The sequence below is a fragment of the Rhabdobacter roseus genome (assembly GCF_014202275.1).
In the GTDB taxonomy this organism is placed as follows: domain Bacteria; phylum Bacteroidota; class Bacteroidia; order Cytophagales; family Spirosomataceae; genus Rhabdobacter; species Rhabdobacter roseus.
Genome location: NZ_JACHGF010000003.1, coordinates 543,846 through 564,044, shown reverse-complemented (window position 1 = coordinate 564,044; position 20,199 = coordinate 543,846). Strand labels below are relative to the sequence as shown.

The 20,199-nt window shown below is 51.7% G+C and carries 18 protein-coding genes and 1 pseudogene; 15 read left to right on the top strand and 4 right to left on the bottom strand.

Translation table 11 applies throughout. From position 1 onward, the window contains the following. Positions 1–36: 36 nt before the first annotated feature. The 4 genes from HNQ92_RS12170 (at position 37) to HNQ92_RS12155 (ending at position 4,307) form a co-directional block, all read left to right on the top strand. A complete protein-coding gene (locus HNQ92_RS12170; RefSeq protein WP_184174292.1) occupies positions 37–1,509 on the top strand; it encodes a DUF1501 domain-containing protein in 1,473 nt (490 codons plus the stop codon). 47 nt (positions 1,510–1,556) lie between these two features. Then, positions 1,557–2,279, top strand: a complete 723-nt coding sequence (locus tag HNQ92_RS12165) for a DUF3667 domain-containing protein (protein ID WP_184174291.1) — start codon at positions 1,557–1,559, stop codon at positions 2,277–2,279. Between the two features lie 66 nt (positions 2,280–2,345). Next, the gene (locus HNQ92_RS12160) at positions 2,346–3,404 is read left to right on the top strand and encodes an NHL repeat-containing protein (RefSeq protein WP_184174290.1); all 1,059 of its coding nucleotides are present in this window, start codon (positions 2,346–2,348) and stop codon (positions 3,402–3,404) included. 210 nt (positions 3,405–3,614) lie between these two features. Next, complete coding sequence (locus HNQ92_RS12155; RefSeq protein WP_184174289.1) at positions 3,615–4,307, top strand: response regulator transcription factor; 693 nt, start codon at positions 3,615–3,617, stop codon at positions 4,305–4,307. Here the strand turns inward: HNQ92_RS12155 and HNQ92_RS12150 are convergent. Next, a complete protein-coding gene (locus HNQ92_RS12150; protein WP_184174288.1) occupies positions 4,279–5,262 on the bottom strand; it encodes a LytR/AlgR family response regulator transcription factor in 984 nt (327 codons plus the stop codon). The two genes, HNQ92_RS12155 and HNQ92_RS12150, sit on opposite strands and share 29 nt — an antisense overlap. A gap of 261 nt (positions 5,263–5,523) precedes the next feature. On the opposite strand from HNQ92_RS12150, the gene HNQ92_RS12145 reads away from it, so the two are divergent. Both HNQ92_RS12145 and HNQ92_RS12140 read left to right on the top strand, forming a co-directional pair. Continuing rightward, complete coding sequence (locus HNQ92_RS12145; protein WP_184174287.1) at positions 5,524–5,709, top strand: hypothetical protein; 186 nt, start codon at positions 5,524–5,526, stop codon at positions 5,707–5,709. An 18-nt stretch (positions 5,710–5,727) separates the two neighbouring features. Beyond that, positions 5,728–6,840 carry an LpxL/LpxP family acyltransferase gene (locus HNQ92_RS12140; RefSeq protein ID WP_184174286.1) on the top strand — a complete coding sequence of 371 codons (1,113 nt, stop codon included), beginning with the start codon at positions 5,728–5,730 and terminating at the stop codon, positions 6,838–6,840. A 121-nt stretch (positions 6,841–6,961) separates the two neighbouring features. Here the strand turns inward: HNQ92_RS12140 and panC are convergent, their stop codons facing one another. Next, the gene (gene panC, locus HNQ92_RS12135) at positions 6,962–7,804 is read right to left on the bottom strand and encodes a pantoate--beta-alanine ligase (RefSeq protein WP_184174285.1); all 843 of its coding nucleotides are present in this window, start codon (positions 7,802–7,804) and stop codon (positions 6,962–6,964) included. 228 nt (positions 7,805–8,032) lie between these two features. Here panC and HNQ92_RS12130 point away from each other — a divergent pair, with 228 nt between their 5' ends. From HNQ92_RS12130 to HNQ92_RS12115, 4 genes are all read left to right on the top strand, one after another. Beyond that, positions 8,033–8,839, top strand: coding sequence for a glycogen/starch synthase (locus HNQ92_RS12130; RefSeq protein WP_184174284.1), 807 nt, complete (start codon positions 8,033–8,035; stop codon positions 8,837–8,839). 28 nt (positions 8,840–8,867) lie between these two features. After that, the gene (locus HNQ92_RS12125) at positions 8,868–10,196 is read left to right on the top strand and encodes a DUF4270 family protein (RefSeq protein ID WP_184174283.1); all 1,329 of its coding nucleotides are present in this window, start codon (positions 8,868–8,870) and stop codon (positions 10,194–10,196) included. 134 nt (positions 10,197–10,330) lie between these two features. Next, complete coding sequence (gene glmS / locus HNQ92_RS12120) at positions 10,331–12,169, top strand: glutamine--fructose-6-phosphate transaminase (isomerizing) (protein WP_184174282.1); 1,839 nt, start codon at positions 10,331–10,333, stop codon at positions 12,167–12,169. Between the two features lie 82 nt (positions 12,170–12,251). Continuing rightward, a complete protein-coding gene (locus tag HNQ92_RS12115; protein ID WP_184174281.1) occupies positions 12,252–13,271 on the top strand; it encodes a zinc-binding alcohol dehydrogenase family protein in 1,020 nt (339 codons plus the stop codon). On the opposite strand, the gene HNQ92_RS12110 is transcribed toward HNQ92_RS12115, so the two are convergent. Beyond that, positions 13,268–14,011, bottom strand: a complete 744-nt coding sequence (locus HNQ92_RS12110) for a hypothetical protein (RefSeq protein WP_246439997.1) — start codon at positions 14,009–14,011, stop codon at positions 13,268–13,270. The genes HNQ92_RS12115 and HNQ92_RS12110 overlap by 4 nt on opposite strands. A gap of 61 nt (positions 14,012–14,072) precedes the next feature. On the opposite strand from HNQ92_RS12110, the pseudogene HNQ92_RS29165 reads away from it, so the two are divergent. The 3 genes and pseudogenes from HNQ92_RS29165 to HNQ92_RS12095 form a co-directional block, all read left to right on the top strand. After that, positions 14,073–14,126: pseudogene (locus HNQ92_RS29165) on the top strand (putative cross-wall-targeting lipoprotein signal domain-containing protein); the annotation flags it as partial. A gap of 64 nt (positions 14,127–14,190) precedes the next feature. Continuing rightward, positions 14,191–16,512, top strand: a complete 2,322-nt coding sequence (locus HNQ92_RS12100; RefSeq protein ID WP_184174279.1) for a TonB-dependent receptor — start codon at positions 14,191–14,193, stop codon at positions 16,510–16,512. A gap of 49 nt (positions 16,513–16,561) precedes the next feature. Next, on the top strand, positions 16,562–17,128 hold the full coding sequence (locus HNQ92_RS12095; protein WP_184174278.1) for a hypothetical protein: 567 nt from the start codon (positions 16,562–16,564) through the stop codon (positions 17,126–17,128). A 67-nt stretch (positions 17,129–17,195) separates the two neighbouring features. Here the strand turns inward: HNQ92_RS12095 and HNQ92_RS12090 are convergent, their stop codons facing one another. Further along, positions 17,196–17,612 (bottom strand): Fur family transcriptional regulator, encoded by a 417-nt coding sequence (locus HNQ92_RS12090; RefSeq protein ID WP_184174277.1) that lies wholly within the window; start codon positions 17,610–17,612, stop codon positions 17,196–17,198. A gap of 154 nt (positions 17,613–17,766) precedes the next feature. Here HNQ92_RS12090 and HNQ92_RS12085 point away from each other — a divergent pair, with 154 nt between their 5' ends. Together HNQ92_RS12085 and HNQ92_RS12080 are read left to right on the top strand one after the other, a co-directional pair. Further along, positions 17,767–18,177, top strand: coding sequence for a MerC domain-containing protein (locus HNQ92_RS12085; RefSeq protein WP_184174276.1), 411 nt, complete (start codon positions 17,767–17,769; stop codon positions 18,175–18,177). Between the two features lie 277 nt (positions 18,178–18,454). Then, complete coding sequence (locus HNQ92_RS12080) at positions 18,455–20,179, top strand: hypothetical protein (RefSeq protein WP_184174275.1); 1,725 nt, start codon at positions 18,455–18,457, stop codon at positions 20,177–20,179. Positions 20,180–20,199 lie beyond the last annotated feature (20 nt).

Genomic DNA, 20,199 nt, shown 5'->3' with positions numbered 1-20,199 from the left:
GGATTTTTTTTTGAAAGGATCGTACGAAGGTACCCTATGGAAAAGCTATTAAAGGAAGTAGAGAAGGCAGAGCGGGAGGCCACGACCCGCCGCTATTTTCTGCAACAGAGTATCGGCCACGTGGGTGCTATGGCGCTGGGTGGGATGCTAATGGGCTGCGATGCCTTTACGAAAAGTACCTCTACCGACTCCAAAGACAGCTTCCGGCTCAGCCACTTTGCGCCCAAGGCCAAGCGGGTCATCTTCCTGCACATGTCGGGAGCGCCCTCGCAACTTGAGCTCTTTGAAAACAAGCCCTTGCTCCGCGATCTGGACGGGAAGGATTGCCCGCAGTCGCTGCTGGAAGGCAAGCGCTTCGCTTTTATCGTAGGTACCCCCCAAATGCTGGGTCCCTACGCCGAGTTTGAGCAGTATGGGCAAACGGGTAGCTGGGTGTCGCACCACATGCCCTACTTCCAGAGCGCCGTAGACGAGGTGACCTTCCTGCGGGCCATGCACACCGATGAGTTCAACCACGCGCCCGCGCAGCTTTTTATGCATACGGGCGGGCCGCGCACGGGGCGGCCCAGCTTTGGCTCCTGGGTGACCTACGGCCTGGGTACCGAGAACGCCAATTTGCCGGGTTTTATCGTACTGGCTTCCGGCGACGCCATCCCCAGCGCGGGCAAGAGTATTTGGGGGAGTGGCTTTTTGCCCTCACAGTACCAGGGTGTACAATGCCGCTCGGAGGGTGATCCCGTCCTGTACATTGGTGATCCAAAAGGAATGCCGCGCGATTTGCGGAAAGCCGCCATCCAAACCATCAGCGAGATCAACCGGGTGCAGCACCAGGAAATGGGCGACCCTGAGATCCTGGCCCGGATCGAACAGTACGAATTGGCCTTCCGGATGCAAACTACCGTGCCGGAGGCGATGGACATTACGCGTGAGCCCGACTACATTCACCAGCTCTACGGTACTACGCCCGGCCAAAATTCGTACGCCAACAACTGCCTGCTGGCGCGTCGGCTGGCGGAGCGTGGCGTGCGTTTTATCCAACTCTACCACGCCGACTGGGACACGCACGGCAGCAGCCAGAACGAAGCCCTGGAGATAGGCTTCGTGAACCGTTGCCGCGAAACCGACCAGGCCACTACGGCGCTGCTCACCGACCTCAAGCAGCGCGGACTACTGGACGATACGCTGGTAGTATGGGGCGGAGAATTTGGCCGAACGCCCATGGCCGAGAACCGGGGCGGCAAAAAAGCCCCCTACCGCGGGCGCGACCACCACAAAGAGGCCTTCACCATGTGGATGGCGGGCGGCGGAGTGAAGCAAGGCTTTAGCTTTGGCGAAACCGACGAGATCGGGTATTACGGCGTGAAGGACCGCGTACACGTGCACGACCTCCAGGCCACCATTCTGCACCTCCTGGGTTTTGACCACGAAAAGCTCACCTACCCCTTTCAGGGTCGTAATTTTCGCCTCACGGATGTGCACGGAAAAGTAGTGAAACCGATTCTGGCGTAGGAGCCATTTTTTTCTTATCTTTTGAAGAAAAATGCAGTAAGCTACCCATGAACCCCTCTTCCTGTAAAAACTGTGACGCCCCCTTGGGCCAGCAAAGCGATTTTTGCTCTCATTGCGGACAGGCGGCCCATGTGCATCGGCTCGACATGCCCCATATTATGCACGAGGTTGTACACGCCGTGATTCACGCTGACAAAGGGATCTTTCACCTGATGAAGCTGATGGCGCTCCGGCCGGGAATCGTGGTAAAGGAGTACGTAGCAGGGAAGCGTAAAAAGTACTTCAACCCTTTCAACTTTCTGGTACTTTCGGTTGCCGTTTCGACCTTTGTGACCGGGTACTTTCACCTCATGGATATGGCTCCCGAAGCGCCAAACAAAGCTTCGGCCCTCATAAACAAGCACATCAACCTGATCTTTTTCGTGGCCGTGCCCGTTTCGGCGCTGTTTAGCTGGTTGCTTTTTCGCAAAAGCGGCTACAACTACGCCGAAAATCTGACGCTGCACGCCTTCCTGGGTGGTTTTCGGATTGTCTTTTTCCTTTTTCTGTTCACGCCCTTGATCGTGTTTTACCGCGAGTACTACTACCTAATGCTAGGGCTATACATGGCCATTTGGGTAGCCTTCAGCACCTGGGCCTTTTATCAGTTTTATGGCGGGAAGCTTTACGTAGTCACTTTAAAGAGCCTGCTCACGCTGTTTCTTACCCAAGTTACCATTACCCTTTTTATATCCCTGATGCTGTGGATTTATTTTATGTTTTTAACATGATTTTTAGTTCAATACAGGAGAAAACGGCTAAGCAATTCTTTACTAAAAAAACGAAGTACCTTTCTAATGGAAAAAAGCTCCCGCCGACAATTCACCAAGCTAGTAGCGGCTAGTGCCGCAGTACTTTCCTTTAAACCCTTTTATATCTTGAACGCTAAACCCAAAGCCGATGGCGAGATCATCGGGCACGGCTCGCACCGCTACCGTGTACAACAAAGCTGGGGCAAGCTCGATGCCTCGAAATTTCCGGTCAACAACTGCCACGAAATGGTGCAGGATAGCCAGGGCAGGCTCATCATGGTGGGCGACGAAGTAAAGAACAACATCCTGATTTACGACCGGTCCGGGAAGCTACTCGATAGCTGGGGGCACGATTTTCCCGGTGGGCACGGCCTCACCCTCTGGAACGCCAACGGCGAGGAATTTCTGTTTATCTGTGATCCTAACTTAGGAAAGGTATTCAAGACCGACCTGAAGGGTAAGGTACTTCTCACCATAGAGCACCCTTCTAAAGTAGGGGCATACGAAGAAAAGATGGCTTTCAAACCCACCGAAACGGCCATTGGGCCCGACGGCACCATCTACATTGCCGACGGCTACGGCTCGCAGTGGGTACTTCGTTACAGCATGAAAGGCGAGTACATCGATAAGTTTGGGGGCCCCGGTGACGCCGACCATCAATTTGCCACGGCGCACGGCGTGGCCATCGACACCCGCGACAAAGCCAACCCTACGGTACTGGTAACCTCCCGCGTGCATAATTCCTTCAAGCGTTTCACGCTGGATGGCAAGTACCTGTCCACGATTTTTCTACCCGGGGCTTTTGTGTGTCGGCCCGTGATCAAACAAGATACCTTGTACGCGGGCGTATGCTGGTCGCGGTTGCGCTACCTCAATCAAACCCCCAACTCCGGATTTGTGACCATCCTGGACAAAAACAATAAAGTAATTTCCAACCCCGGCGGCACCAAACCCGAGTACAAAAATGGTGAGCTTCAGTTGATGGTTCAGGAGAAGTCGCTCTTCATGCACTGCCACGATGTGTGCATAGACCAGGACGAGAACATCTACATCTGCCAGTGGAATGCCCAAAAAACCTACCCCGTAAAGCTGGAGCGAGTCTGAAAATTGAGGAAGATCTATGCTTGCTACCCGGTGCGTAACAGTACCGGGTATTTTTGTTGTATCCCTTGCTAACTAGCTGCGCTTCACCGACAAACTTTATGGTTGATTTCACGTATAAAATGGTTGATTTCGTGAATGTGGGTTATTATTATACTGTTTCAAGTCATAATTTCGTCACGGGTTCAAAAAATGTAACTGCTAAACGAAATTATGAAAAAAGATTCGACCGATGCCTGGTCATTGCGAAAATTGGACACCACAGTACTGGTGGCCAAGGCCGAACCTTTTACGTGTGAAGTGCTGGGTAGTTTGTTGAAGCGAGAAGGATTTGATGTAGTAGGGCGCGCATCCAAACTGGATGAACTCATCAGTAAAATCCAAACCAAGAAGCCGGAGTGTGTGATCACCGAAGTAGGGCTTATAGGAAAAGAAGCGAAACAGCTGGTGGATAGCCTGAACGAAATGAAGAAGCGGCCCAAAGTGGTGCTTTATGTGAACTCCCAAAATGCCGGCGACATTGCCAATGTACTGGAAGCGGATTTTAGCGCCTACCTACACTCCGAAGATGAGCTCGATGAATTGTACCTGTGCCTACAGTCCATGAGCCGGGAGCGTACCTATTATAGCTCTTGCTTCAAAGGGCTGATTCAAGAGCTGGGTATTACCGAAGCCGACTCAGAGACGCTGCAAATGCTCAAGTCTCTGACCAAGCGCGAGCGTCAGGTACTCTATTACATGACCCAGGGACTACCGGGCCAGGAAATAGCCGAAAAAATGAATATAAGCTACCGAACCCTGGCGACCCATAAACAGAACGTCACGCAGAAATTTTGCCTCGATAGTGGAAGGATGTTGCTAAGGCAGAGCTTGCTCATCAAACGCTTCTTGAAAGCCCCTCAGTAAGGGATAAGCTGGGAGCAAGCGCCCGGTTGGTTGTGAGGGCCGCTTTAAAGCTCTGCATACGCGCCCTGGGCATCAGGAGTTCTTTATCGGGTAAGACATCGCTATACAGAATGTACTTCCCTTTTTCCCAATAAGCGTAGCTGTCCAGGTAGTTAAGATTGATAATGTAGTTTCGATTGCCCCGGAAGAAGATCTTAGGATCCAATTCGTTTTCCAATACCGTCAAGGGTTTTGATACTCTGAAACGTCCATTTGCATGCTCAACGTTATGATCGTGCCCCGTAGTCTCAAAAAGGTAACATTCATCGACATTAAGCAGTGTTTCGCCGTTTGGCCCTCTTGCTTCAATGACCTTTAAATAACTATCCGATGAGGCCGGGGCACTTATATTTGAAATCTCGGCGTTCAGTTCTTCCAGCTTTTCCTGATGTACCCTGGAGCTCTGAACAAAATCGATAACCAGCGAAATGTTCAACAATAAGTACCCCAAAATCACTACAAAAGGGAGGTAAACAAAGTAAGCATCGATTTTATAGAGATAAGGTAGATAATCTCGCTCATAAATATCCAGCTGGTAGTTTGGAAATTGTCTAAGCAGAAATCGAGCATGGAGCGTGATAGGAATAAAAATATAGTAGGATATTAGGAAGAGAGGTAGAAAAGAAAATTCATAAAGAAGTAGATGCTTGATGTTAAGACGCACCTTCTTTATTTTAAAAATACGATGATAGACATTAATGAGGAGAAATAGAATATATAAGGTAATGATCTCAGGGGCATATACACCCAGAAACCAATTTACTAAATAAGGAAAAAATCCTCTATAAAATATAGTTCGGCCGGAAGGATTTACCGCCCAAATGATCATTTCAAACAGCGCCACGATAATAAACAAGGCAATGACCCCATTAAATGGCTTTTTCAGGAAAGATCGTTGTAGGACTAGCTCTCTCATGGCTTAACGGGGACAGGGTTACCAAGCTTGATAATGCTCCTGAATACGGACTTTTAGCAATTGAAATACGAAAATACGGATAAAACTAGTAAAAAATGACTACTAAATGAGCTGAATATAGAAAAAAACGCCGATTACCCAGCGTAGCCCGTCGAACTACCTTTGCAAATGAAAGTTGTGCATGATTTCTGCCACTAGTTCATTTGCAGGTATGCATGGCTTTTGAGAAAACTGTTCATTCACTCAAAAAGTCAAAAAAACATGAAAACGTTCGACATCAAAGCCAAAGGTTCGCTGACCAATTACATCCAGAACAACAAGATCAAGGCTAAGGGAGAAACCATCCTATTAGCAGCAAGCAAAGGAAAGGATGATTTTAATCCTATGAATTCTTGCTACGGTATCCAGATTGAGCTGCCATTTAGCAAAAAGTTGACCATAGCCTAGGGCGAAGCACTCACGATCATGACAGAGGCATTCAACCAATACCGCTATACAGTACGCGATTACGTGGAGGCGTTTGATCGCCTTGATCTTAGCCGCGAAGAAGGGTACTGCGTTAAGCTAGGCTTGTTTTCAGCTAACTTGACTAATTTTTTGCCCAAAATACCGGAGGCGAGGCATGAGTCGCTGTATGTCAATCTACAACGAAATCTGGCCCTCGAGACGTTTGATCGACAGATCATGTCTCTCAGTGATGTGTCAGCATTTGAAGGAAATATGTCGTTCATAGATGGCGAAGCTAAAAAACCGTTCATCTTTTGTACGTTTCATTTAGGTTCTTATAGGCTGATAGCCAACTTGTTGATACGAAAAGGGTATCATTTTTCTACCCTGGTGCGGCAAGGAGTTTATGAGCATCAGAAAGAAGAGTTTCAGAATTATTGCGAGGGCATGCACCAACGATTTGGGACGCCCAGTACCGTAAACATCCTGAACGCGCAGGATCCCAGGGTTTTGATGAAAATCTTGCGCGAGTTAAAAGAAGGACGATCATTATTGGTGTACCTGGATGCCAGCACGGGCTCCGGAGAAGAAAATTGTGAAAGTATCGATTTTCTAGGCCAGCAAATTGAAGTGCGTAAAGGGATTCCGTATGTAAGCTACCTCTCAGGGGTGCCTATCCTGCCCATCGTGCAGTACCGTAAGGAAAACCTTCAAAACGTACTGCACGTTGGAAAGCCGATTGAGGCAAAACCCAACGAGACGAGGGAGGCCTTTTCAAAACGTTCGATTAGGGCTGTATACCAATCGTTTGAGAAGTACATAGCCCGGTATCCGGATCAGTGGGAAGGCTGGAATTACATTCATAATTCGCTGGTACTACCTCAGGAAAACGTCCGGAAAATCAGTTCTTACGCGAGATCGGTGAACCATACGTTCCATTTCAACCGAAACCGGTACCGGATTTTTGAGCTGGAAGATAACTATTTGTTGTTTGACCGCGCAGGCTACCAGACCTACGAAATTACGGCCGACCTGAAGGCCTACCTGATGGCGCCGGTGGTGAAAAACCCGAAGAAGATCCTCGGAGAAAATGTTTTCGGGGAACTACTCTCAAAGAGTATCTTGATTTAGATTTAATCAGAATTGATTATATAAAGGTTTTAGTGTGTGTATAGTGTTGCAAACATCCCGTCCTTTGGTCGGGATGTTTTGTTTTAAAATAAAGGTACTTTACACCAGGTACTTCAGGTACCTAAAACACCAGATTGTCGATCAGGCGCACAGGTCCCAGGTAAGCGGCCACACAAAGCGCCGTAGCACCTGGCTCCTGTTCCTCCGTTACGGGTTGGAGGGTTTGAGCGTGCACTATTTCGAAGTATTCCAAGTTGAAATTGGGAAAAGCCGCCAGGCGGTTGCGTAGGTGCGCTTTAACATCCTCCACCGAGTGGCCGTTCAAAAAGCTGTTTTTGGCCTGTTGAAGTACCTCGGAAAGAAGAGAAGCCTGCCCGCGTTGCTCCGGGCTCAGGCGACGGTTACGGGAAGACATCGCCAGTCCGTCTGCTTCGCGTAGGGTGGGGCAGCTAACGACCTCAATCGGGAAGGCCAGGTCCTGCACCAGACGCCTCACGACGGCTACCTGCTGCAGGTCTTTTTGTCCAAAGTAGGCGCGGTCGGGCTGTACGAGGTGAAACAGGCGCGCCACCACCAGGCCCACGCCGTTGAAATGGCCGGGGCGAAAGGTACCTTCCATCACCGTTTCGAGGGCACCAAAGCCCAGGCTAAGTACCGGAGGAGTGGGGTACATCTCGGCTGCGGAGGGAGCAAACACCACATCACAGCCCGCCGCTTCCAGCAGCGCCCGGTCGTTGTCGAGCGTGCGGGGGTACTTTTCGAGATCTTCCGGGTTGTTAAACTGAATGGGATTCACAAAAATGCTACAGACCGTCAGGTCATTGGCGCGCCGGGAGGCTTCAATCAGGGAAAGGTGCCCCTCGTGCAAAGCCCCCATCGTGGGCACAAAACCAATCGTTTTTCTTTCACGACGCGCTGCCGCTAAATAAACGCGCAGGTCTGATGAAACCTTGAAAAGCTGCATAAACTACCAGATAGGTTCAGAAGGTACTTGTGGAGAATGGCCACGACGGACCGATGTACAGAAAATAGAACTTGTTTTGGCAACAAAACAGCAGCAAGTGAAATTAGAAAGCATAGAATGGGCCAAACTGCGTGCAATATTACAATATGTTCGGATATATCATTGAATATCGGTTTTTTTTTGTATAATTTTGCAAATCTTTTTTTGTCACAAACAGCCTTTATTTTTATGGACAAACTACGCATTCTGTATGTAGCTAGTGAAATCAATCCCTTCCTCCAAACTACTGATGTTGCCGATTACGTAAGAAGACTCCCCCAGGCCATGCAAGAGCGCGGTGCCGAAATCAGAATCCTGGTACCCCGTTTTGGCCTCATTAACGAACGCAAAAACCGTCTCCATGAAGTTGTACGCCTTTCCGGAATCAATATTACCGTAGGCGAGGAAGAAAAACCATTGATCATCAAAGTCGCTTCCATCCCTAATGCCAAGCTCCAGGTTTATTTCATAGATAACGAAGACTATTTTCACCGCAAATCCGTTTTTTTTGATAAGCAAAATAACTTTTACGACGACAATGACGAGCGCGCCATCTTCTTCTGTAAAGGGGTGCTGGAAACGGTTAAAAAATTAGGCTGGGCCCCTGATATAGTGCACTGTAACGACTGGATGACCTCGCTCATTCCGATGTATCTCAAGACTACTTATCGGAATGATCCCATGTTTAAAGACACAAAAAGCGTATTTACTGTGTATAATAACGCATTCAGTTATAAATTTGACACCGATCTGCTGAATAAAGCCAAGGCCATGGACGTTAGTGACGAGGCACTGGCGCACCTACGCACGGCGGATTTTGAAGGATTTGTAAAACTAGGATGTGCCTATGCCGATGCGGTGGTGAAGGCGGACGAGAAATGCAGCGATAGCTTAAATCAAATTTTTAATGACTCTCCCAAACGCGTTGAACTTGCTGAAGAAGACGAAAATTTCTCGGAAGCGTACTACAATCTGTACACCGATCTGGTTAATTAGTAAATATACTGCCGTCGGGGCGGTCGTATTGGCCGCCCTGCTCGCGGCCTGTGACCCTCCCCAAGATATTGGCGTTGTTCCGCTTACTCCCGTAGGTACCTTCTATACCGATACGCTTACCATCCGTACTTCTACCGTTCTGGCCGACTCGGTGCATACCGGCAATCCCGACGTATTTTTGATGGGGAAGTACCAGGACCCCGTCTTAGGGAAAGTAACTGCTTCCAGCTTTACGTCCGTCCGGCTGGTAGGTGCCCAGGAAATCCAGGCCGGGGCCGTGTATGACTCCCTGGTGCTGCGCATGGGGTATTCGTATACCTACGGCGATACGTTGCCTGCTCAAAAAATGGCCGTGCATCGGCTTACGGAGGTACTTTCGCGCACCACCAGCTACTACAATAACAGCTCGGTAGGTTACGAAAGTACCCCCCTCGCTACCACTAGTTTCAATGCAAGGCCCGTTAGCAATAATATCTTACGGGTGAAGCTACCCAATACGCTGGGCACGGAGCTGATGACGCTCCTGGCAACGACCTCCAACCAAACTACCGAAACCCTGCAAAATGCACTAAAAGGGCTGGCCTTCATTCCGGATGCCTCCAATACGGCCGTGGTAGGGTTTCAGGGGGCTTCGGTTTGGGTAACGCTCTACTACCATAACTCCTCCACGGATACCACAGCCCGGTCGTTTTTCATCTTGACGAATTACAACTACGAAGCAACTAACCAGTCACCTCCCCGGACCGATCGGGCGGCGTTCAATCGCGTTACGGCTGACCGCACGGGTACCCCGCTGGAAGGCATTCGTCCGCTGACTCCTATTCCGGCGGCCATGACCAACGGCCTTACTTACGTCCACGACGCCCTGGGTATTCGAACAAAAATCGAGATTCCGTACCTGCACACGCTACGCCGAAACGGAGCTGCGGCTATTAATCGCGCCGAAATCAGAATCAAGCCCGACCAAAGTCTGGTGAAGCCAGGATTGGGATTACCCCTCAACCTGGTGCTGCTGGAGACAGACTCGACCAACCGCCAGTATAAAAGTAGCCTGGGCTACGAGCTCATCGTCAATACCGATGAAGCGGGTTACAGCGAGACCCCCGCCCCGCAGGTAGCTACATACTCTACCCGCTTCCAGAACTACAATTTTTCTATTACCACGCAGCTACAGGCCATCCTGACGGGTTACAAAAAACGTAATAGTTTCTTAGTAACACCCGTATATACGGGTAATCTGGGTGCCGACGGTACCCGTTTCGAATCTCAAATGAACAACAACGTGAGCCGTCTGGCCATAGGTACCCAGCCGGAAGACGTGAAGCTGATCGTTTTTTATACCGTGGCCCAGAACTAGGATATTACGTACCCGTGCAAAAACCGGCAGGAAGCGCTTCCTGCCGGTTTTTTTTATACGGTTTTGCATAGATAAATCAATTGGCTTTATTTGTACTTAACAAAGGCTAGTTATTAAAATTAATTAATAAGTCTATGTGTGGAATCGTTGCGTACATAGGTCATCAAGAGGCCTATCCATTACTGATTAAAGGCCTAAAAAGGCTCGAATACCGGGGCTACGACAGCGCGGGAGTCGCTTTGCTAAACGGCGACGGATTGAACATTTACAAGAAGAAAGGCAAAGTCTCTGACCTGGAAAGTGAAGTAGGAGGCCGGAAGCTAACCGCAACCATTGGGATTGGGCATACGCGCTGGGCTACCCACGGCGAGCCCAACGACGTCAATGCGCACCCGCACTATTCCAACGATCGGTCCCTGGCGATCATCCACAATGGCATCATTGAAAACTACGCTTCCATCAAAAAGCAGCTCCAGCAAAAAGGCCACGTGTTCCGGAGCGACACCGACTCGGAGGTGCTGATCCATTTCATCGAGGATATTCAGCAAGAAACGGGGCAGACCCTGGAAGAGGCCGTACGGCTGGCGTTGCAGGAGGTAGTAGGAGCGTACGCCATCGTGGTACTTTCCAAAGAGGAGCCCCGGCAGCTCATTGCCGCCCGCAAGGGGAGCCCGCTGGTGATAGGGATCGGAGAAGATGAGTACTTTTTTGCGTCCGATGCGTCGCCCATTATTGAATATACCAAAGACGTGGTCTACCTGGATGACTACGAAATGGCCGTGGTGAAAAATAACGAGCTCAGCATCAAAAACCTGGATAGCGTCCAGAAGGTACCTTACATCCATACCCTGGAGATGGAGCTGGAAGCCATTGAGAAAGGCGGCTACGAGCACTTCATGCTGAAAGAAATCTTTGAGCAGCCCCGCTCCATCGCCGACAGCATGAGGGGACGACTGAAAGCCGACGAAGCGCACCTGCAGCTGGGGGGCCTGCGCAACTACCTCGACAAGCTGGCTAGCGCCAACCGCATCGTGGTGGTGGCCTGCGGTACCTCCTGGCACGCCGGGCTGGTGGCCGAGTACCTGTTTGAAGAGCTGGCCCGGATTAACGTGGAAGTAGAGTACGCTTCGGAGTTTCGGTACCGCAATCCGGTCATCAACGAAAACGACCTGGTGATCGCCATCTCGCAGTCGGGCGAGACCGCCGATACCCTGGCGGCCATTGAGCTGGCCAAGTCCAAGGGCGCTACCATCTTTGGGATTTGTAACGTGGTGGGCTCGTCCATTGCGCGGGCTACGCACGCGGGAGCCTATACCCACGCCGGGCCGGAGATTGGCGTAGCCAGCACCAAAGCCTTCACGGCACAGGTCACGGTGCTCACGCTGATGGCCATCGCGGTGGCCTGGCGGCGGGGTACTTTGTCGGAAGAGCTCTACCGGCAGCTGCTCATCGAGCTGGAGACCATCCCCAGCAAGGTGGAAAGGGTACTTGCCAAAGCCGCGCCAATCCGGGAAATCGCCTCGATCTTTACCTACTCCCGCAACTTCATCTACCTGGGGCGGGGACTCAACTTCCCCGTAGCCCTGGAGGGCGCGCTTAAGCTGAAGGAGATTTCCTACATCCACGCCGAAGGGTACCCCGCCGCCGAGATGAAGCACGGCCCCATTGCCCTGATCGACGAAGACATGCCCGTAGTGTTTCTGGCCACCAAAGACAACTCCTACGATAAAATTGTTTCCAACATCATGGAGGTAAAAGCCCGCAAGGGGCGGGTGATTGCGATCGTCACCGAAGGCGATGCGTTGATTCCTGGCATGGTGGATTTTGTGATTGAAATACCCAACACGCACGATGTCCTTACGCCACTGCTGTCGGTGATTCCCTTACAGCTGCTCTCGTACTACATAGCCGTGTTGCGTGGCCGCAACGTAGACCAGCCCCGCAACCTGGCTAAGTCCGTAACGGTCGAGTAAAGGCAGAATATTCCGTTCGGGTTCGCCGCTGTTTTTTAAAATTCGTATATTGAGGTGATTTTTCACCCAAGCTTTAATCCTTTTGAAAACGCTTTCCCTGCGCGAACCCGGACGGTTCGAATTCATAGACACACCTTTTGCGCTTGACCTGACCGAGGGCGAGGCGCTGGTCAAAATAAAAAAAGTAGGCGTGTGCGGTACCGATCTGCACGCTTTTCGGGGTCGGCAGCCCTTCTTTAACTACCCCCGCGTGCTGGGCCACGAGCTGGCCGTGGAGGTGGTCGAGATCAAGGGAGATTCGTACGGCCTGAAAGTGGGCGACCGCTGCGCCGTGGAGCCCTACCTGGACTGCGGCCAGTGCCAGGCGTGTCGCCGCGGCCTCACCAACTGCTGCGAAAAACTCCAGGTACTTGGCGTACATACCGACGGCGGTCTGACCGAGTATCTCAAACTACCCACGGGTAAGCTGCACCCTTCCAACCGCCTCAAGGAGGAGCAGCTGGCGCTGGTGGAAACGCTCGCCATTGGGGGGCACGCCGTGGAGCGGGCGGCCGTGAGCTACGAGGACATCGTGCTGGTGATTGGGGCGGGGCCCATTGGGTTGTCGGTGATTGAATTTGTCAAGATCAGCGGCGCGCGCCTGCTGGTGACGGACCAAAATGCCGATCGGCTGCGATTCTGCCAGGAGAGAATGGGGGTACATGAGGTACTTGTGGCCGACGAAACCCTGACCACCCGCCTACAGGACCAGCTCGAGGGGTACTTACCCACGGTAGTTTTTGACGCTACGGGCAACCCGGCCTCCATGATGAAAGCCTTCGACTACTGCGCCCAGGGTGGGAAGCTCGTTTACGTGGGGCTTTTTCAGGGCGAGGTTAGCTTTCATGATCCGTCCTTTCACCGCAAAGAGCTCACCCTGCTGGCCAGCCGCAACGCTACCACGCATACCTTCCGGACCATCATCAATTACATCGAAAACGGGCGCATGGACACTACGCCCTGGATCACCCACCAGCTGGATTTCGATACATTGCCATGTACCTTTCCTTCGCTGCTGGACCCGGCCCAGGGGGTCATCAAAGCCCTGGTGAAAGTAGCCTAGCGCAGGAGCCGTAGCGTCAGGCCGTTGAGCAGCATGGTACCTACCGTAAGCAAACCGTAGGCCCAGCCCACGGGCATACCAGGTACCAGCCAGAACACCCCCACCAAAAAAGCCACAAAACCGTAGCCCGCCAGCATGAGCCCGTACAAAATGCGGGCGGAGGCCCCGGCACCCTGCTGGGCGTGGGTAAATACCGCCAGCGTGGAGGTCATGATGGGAAAGGGGGTCAGCAAGCCGCTCCAGGCCGGTCCTAGCCGCTCCGCCGCCTGCGTGAGCACCAACACAAAGCCAGTGGCTACGGCCATCCGGAGAGGAATGTCAAAACGCGGCTGCTTGATGATGGGGGGAATGTAGTCCGGCCTGGGAAAAAAATAGAGCGAGGCCGAAAGTACCCCCAGGTTGAGAAGCAGCGCCAGCGGAAGCGCCGGTGTGTGATGGAGCGATAGCAGAGCGACGGCAAAATAGGCCAGATAGCTGAGAAGTACCGTAGGCAACCAGGACATGCGGCTGGCCAGCGACGCGTACACAAAAGCAAAACATACCGTACCGATGGAGCCCATCAGCGCCGAAGGGATGGTCGAGGCGGCAAAAGAAGTACCTTGCTCCAGCGCCATAAAAAAGGAAATGGGCCCCGCTACCCACGGAAAGCCGCCCACCCAGCCACCAATGCCCGCTCCCCAGCGACGCACCGCCAGCGTCACGCCCGCAATCAGGGGCGGCATCAGAAGAATTTTAATCAAGAGGAGGTAAGACATGCTCGGCGCTAACACGGATAGAAACCGGCGACAAAGGTAGTATCATTTCGTGTTCAGGAAGAAAAAAGTTGCCGCTACCGTTTGCAACGGCGTTGCATAAAACGTATTTTTGCAACTATGTGACAAAAAGTACTTGTTCTTTTGGTGTCACTGGGGCTTTTTGTATGCGTGTTATCCAAATTTGTTTGCTCTTTTTACTAGGTACTTTGGCCGTCCGGGCGCAGGTACCTTCCTGCGACTGCTTTGTGAAAGGAGTCGTTCGCGACCAGCACACGGCGCAGCCCATTCCCGGGGCTCTGGTGCTGGTAGTAGGGCAAAACAAAGCCGTCACTTCCGACGAAAAAGGCCGCTATGAGCTTTCGGGGCTTTGCCCGGGGCACTACCAGCTGGAGTGCCGCATTGTGGGGTACCAGTCCATTCGGGAAGATATTGACCTTAGTGCGGGGCACGAGGAGAATTTTTCCCTGGCCGAAGAAGAAATTCACTTAAAAGACATTGAAATCACCGCTCACCGTACGGACGCTCCCTTGCTGATGCCGGTGGAGGTACTTTCCGGGAGTGACCTGGCCCAAACGCGCGGACAGTCCCTGGCCGAAAGCCTGAAAGGCCTCACGGGCGTCACGACGCTACAAACGGGGGCTTCCATCGCCAAGCCGGTTATCCACGGACTCCACAGCAACCGGGTGCTCATCATGAACAACGGCGTGCGGCAGGAGGGACAGCAGTGGGGCTCAGAACATGCCCCCGAAATTGACCCCTTCGTGGCTACCCGGCTCAGCGTGGTAAAAGGAGCGGCCGGAGTGCGCTACGGCTCCGATGCCGTGGGGGGCGTCATTCTGGTTGAGCCCGAGGAGCTTCCCATCGACAAGCCACTGAGCGGGGAGCTCAACCTGGTTGGATTTTCCAACGGCCGTCAGGGTATTACTTCAGGTACCTTACAGGGCGGTGTTAAGGGGTGGGCTGGCGTGGGCTGGCGGGCGCAGGGTACTTTGAAGCGAGGGGGGAATGTGCGTACGCCCAACTACTACCTGGATAACACGGGCATTCAGGAAAAAAACTTTTCGCTGGCGGCAGGCTATCGTCACCAGGGCTTTGGCGTCGATCTGTTCTACAGTCGCTTTGACACCCAGCTGGGCGTTTTTTCAGGCTCACACATTGGGAGTGTCACGGACCTGCTGAACGTCATCGAGCAGGGCGAGCCGCTGATTAAGTCGGGTTTCAGCTATGAAATTAACCGGCCGTTTCAGGATGTATCCCACAACCTGGGCAAGATGGAAGCGCACTACCATTTTCCCGACGGCAACCGGCTGCAGTGGGTATCTTCCTGGCAGTACAACCAGCGGGGCGAGTACGACCTGCACCGCCCGCGCAACGACTCCCTGGCGGCCCTCAACCGCCCCGAGCTTTCCTTTCGGCTTACTACCTTTACCAACGAGTTTCTCTGGGACCATAAGCCCTTGGCGCAGAAGTTTTCCGGTCAGATCGGGATCAGTAATTTGTACCAGTATAACCTCATGCAGGGCCGTCCGCTGATTCCCAATTTTGACCAATGGAGCCTGGGGGTATTTGCCATCGAGCGGCTGGTACACAACGGCTGGGAGCTGGAAGCAGGCCTGCGCTACGACTACCGCCACCTAACTACCTACCGCGTGGTCAACCGTCAAAAAATCACGGACGTATTTGCTTTCCGCAATGCGTCAGGTACCTTGGGGGCCGGGCGGGCGCTCGGCGATCACCTGTCGCTGCGGCTCAACCTGGGTACCGCCTGGCGCGCGCCCAACGTGAGTGAGCTCTTCAGCGACGGGGTGCATCACGGCGCGGCCGCCTACGAGCGGGGAGATGCCTCCCTGCGCCCCGAGCAGGCGTTCAACAGCATTGGGAGTATTCAGTACAGCCGCCCCAGCCTGACGGTAGAACTGGGAGCGTACTACAACTACCTCCGCCGGTACATTTACCTCAAGCCCCAGCCGGAGCCCATCCTGACCGTGCGCGGAGCCTTTCCTTTTTTCCAATATACCCAAACCGACGCCAGCTTTCGGGGTGTGGATGCTTCCCTGAACTGGAAACCTACCGCGCGCCTAGCCTGGATCAGTAAGCTGTCTTACCTGCGCGTCTATGACGAACGCAACAACGCCTACCTGGTGCAGATCCCCTCCAACCGCTGGGAGAATCAGCTCCGCTACGAAGTACCCCAGGCGGGTGGCTGGCAGCAGCTGTTTGTGTCCGTAGGAAACCTGTGGGTAGGCGAGCAGCGCCGGGTACCTGTCAACAGCGACTTTGCCCCGCCGCCCCCGGCCTATGCCCTCTGGAACGTGCAGCTGGGAGGTACTTTGCCCATGGGAGAAAAAAACGACCTGGAAGTGGGCTTGACGGTCCACAACGTTTTTGACACGGTCTACCGCGACTACCTCAATCGGTTCCGGTACTACGCCGATGAGATCGGGCGAAACATTTCGCTGCGGGTGAAGTGGAAATTTGGGGCCTGAAAAAGAGTGACTAAATAACTATATAACCAATTCAATAAACGGAGAAACCATGAAGATGAACCAAAAACTGAGCTGGGTACTTATGCTGGGTGCTACGGTACTTTTTAGCCAATGTAAAAACGCCGATAACCCCGAGCCGGAAGATCCCAATGAGCTCATTACGACGGTACGGCTGCATTTTACGCAGCAGGGTACTACTACGCCCGTTAGCTTTGCCTGGCGCGATCCGGACGGAGAAGGTGGGAACCCGCCCACGCAGTTTGATGCCATCACGCTGAAGGCCAACACCACCTACACCCTGGAGATTGAGCTGCTGGACGAAAGCAAAACGCCCATCGAGGAAATTACCCAAGAAATTGAAGAAAAGAAGGAAGAGCACTTGTTTGTGTTCACTACGAGCCCCACGGGTCTGCTCACCTATACCTACGGAGACCAGGATGCCCGGGGATTGCCCGTGGGCTTAACCGGCACCACCCGGACCGGAAACGCCGGCACGGGTACCTTTAAAGTACAGCTTCGGCACCAGGCCCCGGTTGGTGGCGTAGCGGTGAAAGATGGTACGCCCGGCCCCGGAAGCGACGACGTCAACCTGACTTTTAACCTCACGGTGCAGTAGCCACTCAGAGTTATAAAAAAGCCCGATCCGGCAGGTACTTTGGCCGTGATCGGGCTTTCTTTTTGGCTTAGGCCACGCACTCCGGGCAGCGCCCCTGAATCAGCAGGTTCAGCTCGTTGGCGCGGTAGCCGTCGGGTAGTTGTACGGCCGGAATGTGCACGTTCTCCAGGCAGTTGGTCTGCCCGCAGTTGGTGCATTTGAAGTGAATATGATCGTGGTGGTGATCGTGCTCCGTGCAGCGATCTTTGCAAAGTGCGTAGCGAACGCCTTCGTCGTCCAGTACTTTGTGGATAATGCCTTTCTCCAAAAAAGTTTTGAGCGTACGGTAAATCGTCACCCGGTCGAACTGATCGCCCAGCGCTCCTTCCAGATCACCGTGCGAAAGCGCCACCTCTTTGTTCAGAAAAGTACCCAGTACCTCCGTGCGGCAGGTAGTGGTACGAAGATTATGATCTTTTAAGGTATCTGCTACGAATTGTTCCATGTTGTTCAGGATCGAGCCTTTTGCCAGGTAAAGCTACTATTTTTACTTTAAAAAATATAAAGAGTAGCCAAGGGTTTGAATCATTTACCATGCAACAGTGTTGCAGATCATATAGTTTCCTAGTACCTTTGCCGAATCATTCCGTTAGTAGCTTATGATTACACATCATCCCCATAGACGCGCCGATTACCTGGGTATAGTAGGGTCAGTACTTTGCTTGGTGCACTGCCTGGTCACGCCCGCCCTGGCCGTTGGCTCTTCACTGCTCGTGGAGCACGAAGCCCACGTAGGCAGCATCCCGCTCGATTATCTTTTTATTCTGGTCAACGGCCTGGCCGTATACTACGCCACGCGCTCGCACGAGGCCAAATGGCTCAAGAATGTACTTTGGGCGGCTTACCTCCTTTTTTCGGTCTCCCTGGTTCTGGAAGAGCATGGCCGCGTTTTTGCCTGGCTGGGGTACCTGGGTTCCGGCCTGCTGGTACTTGGGCACGGCCTCAATCTGTACTTTTGCCGGTGGGCTCCGCGCCAGTGGTCGTCGCGCACTCCCATGAAAATATCCTAAGCAGGTACTTTGTTAAGGTACTTTAGCCGTACTTAAAGTCCCCCATTTCGACTCGGAATGGGGGACTTTTTTTATAAATAAGAGTCATAGTACTTCCCATGCAGCTTCCCAGAGGTGCTTTCTTGTCCCTGGATATCTAAGCCCGCCGACCCGACTCCTTTTTTCTGGTTGCTCGGGGCAAGTCCCGAAAGTCATGGAATGCGCTTGCTATAAGAAAAACTAAAATATTAGTTATATTGCGCCTGCATTTTGTAAAGCCAATCCCAGTCTGTTACCTATGAAATTAGCGCGAATCGCAGGGGTATTTTTAATCTGGGGCCTTAGCTCCCAAGTCTTTACCTCGTGTAGATACAGCCGCAGTATTCAAAAAGCTAATAAAATTCACCAGGGGTACATGAATCACTATTCAAATGCGGCTATCAATACCAGCATGGCGTTCTTCGGTGATTATACTTTTTCTTCAAGACTATCCCCTCGTTTTAAAGAGTACAAGCAGTCTACTTTTTGGCCCAGCCGAAGTACAAAACTATTTTATGCCAAAACCACCATATCACCCTTTATCCATTGCGTAGGGTACCTGCTGCCTACAAGTGATAAAGCATTGTATATCAAGCATGGTTTTTCTAGCCTCCATGAGCAGGTATTAAAAGGAGAATCCAGAAAGAAAGGTACCTATTCCCTGGAAGAGTTTATCATACTAAGGCCATCCCACGCCATTGGTTTAATAGCCTGGAGTGATCTTCGGGAAAATGCAGGCGATGTGGCCGATATAAACGTGCAATCCGACCTACTTATCGAGGAAATGTCCACGATAAGTAAGTCCGCCCAAAACTACGTGGAGTATTCCCTCAAAAATCCATTTGAAGTAGCAGAAAGAGTATTTAACGAAAAAGCAATGGGTAATTATCTAGCGCCGATCGATACTTTGCTCAAGCTGGAAGAATCCTATGTACAAGATGCGGATTACCAAGATGTTTATTTCCAAACCTTGGCTACCTACTATTCCTTTTTAGGTGATAGCAAGCTGGTTCAAAACATGCTTTCAAAAAGGGCAAATGATAGTACTGCCAGCTCGAACGTCATTCCGAATGCGCTTTTTCATTCTGTGGCTGGTATGGACACGCTGCTGTCCCTACTAGGAAAGCAAAAAGTGGCCATGCTGAACGAATCCCATTTTTTCCCGGCTCATCGTCAGCTCGTTTCGCTCCTTTTACCTGAACTGAGGCAACAGGGCTACCAATACCTGGCGCTCGAGGCCATCGGCGAAAGGGATAAAAAGCTAACTAAAAGAGGATTCCCGACGGCAGGCTCGGGCTTTTATACGCGGGAGTACCACATGGCCAATCTCATACGCTTAGCCCTGAACCTCGGTTATACCTTAGTCAGCTATGATACGCATAGCGGCAATAGAGAACAAAAGCAGGCGAGTGCCATTTATACCAGCACAATAAAAAAAGACCCAACGGCCAAAGTACTAGTGCTTGCGGGGCATTCTCATATCAACGAAACTTCAAGTGAAGGAAAGAAATGGATGGCGTCCTACTTTCGTACTATTTCCGGCATAAACCCACTCACCATTAATCAGGAGCGGTATTTTGGTTATAGGGTAGGTAACCAGCAAGATTCTTCGGAAGTACTACTCGTAACGCCCAAAAGACCCGCGCCGTTTGCAAACGACCTGTATCTGATCAATAATACTAAAACGGAAGAAATCATTCTTTCGGATAAAAACAGGTCCGAGATCAACATTAGCCTTGATGTGCCAAGTGATAGTGCTCTGGATTCCCGGCTGGTGAAAGTATATCTATTGAAAGAATACCAGCTGGTGAATGATCCATTGCCCTGTTTTGTAAAGTACGGCAATGAAAGGTTTTTGAAAATAAAAATTCAGGATGGCGAGTACGTTTTGGTCATAGAGACTAAAAATAGTTCGACGAGAAAAAAGCTTTCGGTGCTAAACGGATCTGGATCTGTGGAAGACTTTGAGACCCTCCAGAAATAGCCGGCCGTGGAGTATGCATT

Excerpts from the sequence above, each read along its gene's own strand:
- HNQ92_RS12155 (WP_184174289.1), top strand. The coding sequence starts at position 3,615 with ATGAAAAAAGATTCGACCGATGCCTGGTCATTGCGAAAATTGGACACC.
- HNQ92_RS12130 (WP_184174284.1), top strand. The coding sequence starts at position 8,033 with ATGGACAAACTACGCATTCTGTATGTAGCTAGTGAAATCAATCCCTTC.
- HNQ92_RS12085 (WP_184174276.1), top strand. The coding sequence starts at position 17,767 with ATGATTACACATCATCCCCATAGACGCGCCGATTACCTGGGTATAGTA.
- HNQ92_RS12095 (WP_184174278.1), top strand. The coding sequence starts at position 16,562 with ATGAAGATGAACCAAAAACTGAGCTGGGTACTTATGCTGGGTGCTACG.
- HNQ92_RS12100 (WP_184174279.1), top strand. The coding sequence starts at position 14,191 with ATGCGTGTTATCCAAATTTGTTTGCTCTTTTTACTAGGTACTTTGGCC.
- HNQ92_RS12165 (WP_184174291.1), top strand. The coding sequence starts at position 1,557 with ATGAACCCCTCTTCCTGTAAAAACTGTGACGCCCCCTTGGGCCAGCAA.
- HNQ92_RS12140 (WP_184174286.1), top strand. The coding sequence starts at position 5,728 with ATGACAGAGGCATTCAACCAATACCGCTATACAGTACGCGATTACGTG.
- HNQ92_RS12090 (WP_184174277.1), bottom strand. The coding sequence starts at position 17,612 with ATGGAACAATTCGTAGCAGATACCTTAAAAGATCATAATCTTCGTACC.
- HNQ92_RS12150 (WP_184174288.1), bottom strand. The coding sequence starts at position 5,262 with ATGAGAGAGCTAGTCCTACAACGATCTTTCCTGAAAAAGCCATTTAAT.
- HNQ92_RS12145 (WP_184174287.1), top strand. The coding sequence starts at position 5,524 with ATGAAAACGTTCGACATCAAAGCCAAAGGTTCGCTGACCAATTACATC.
- glmS (WP_184174282.1), top strand. The coding sequence starts at position 10,331 with ATGTGTGGAATCGTTGCGTACATAGGTCATCAAGAGGCCTATCCATTA.
- HNQ92_RS12080 (WP_184174275.1), top strand. The coding sequence starts at position 18,455 with ATGAAATTAGCGCGAATCGCAGGGGTATTTTTAATCTGGGGCCTTAGC.
- panC (WP_184174285.1), bottom strand. The coding sequence starts at position 7,804 with ATGCAGCTTTTCAAGGTTTCATCAGACCTGCGCGTTTATTTAGCGGCA.
- HNQ92_RS12170 (WP_184174292.1), top strand. The coding sequence starts at position 37 with ATGGAAAAGCTATTAAAGGAAGTAGAGAAGGCAGAGCGGGAGGCCACG.
- HNQ92_RS12160 (WP_184174290.1), top strand. The coding sequence starts at position 2,346 with ATGGAAAAAAGCTCCCGCCGACAATTCACCAAGCTAGTAGCGGCTAGT.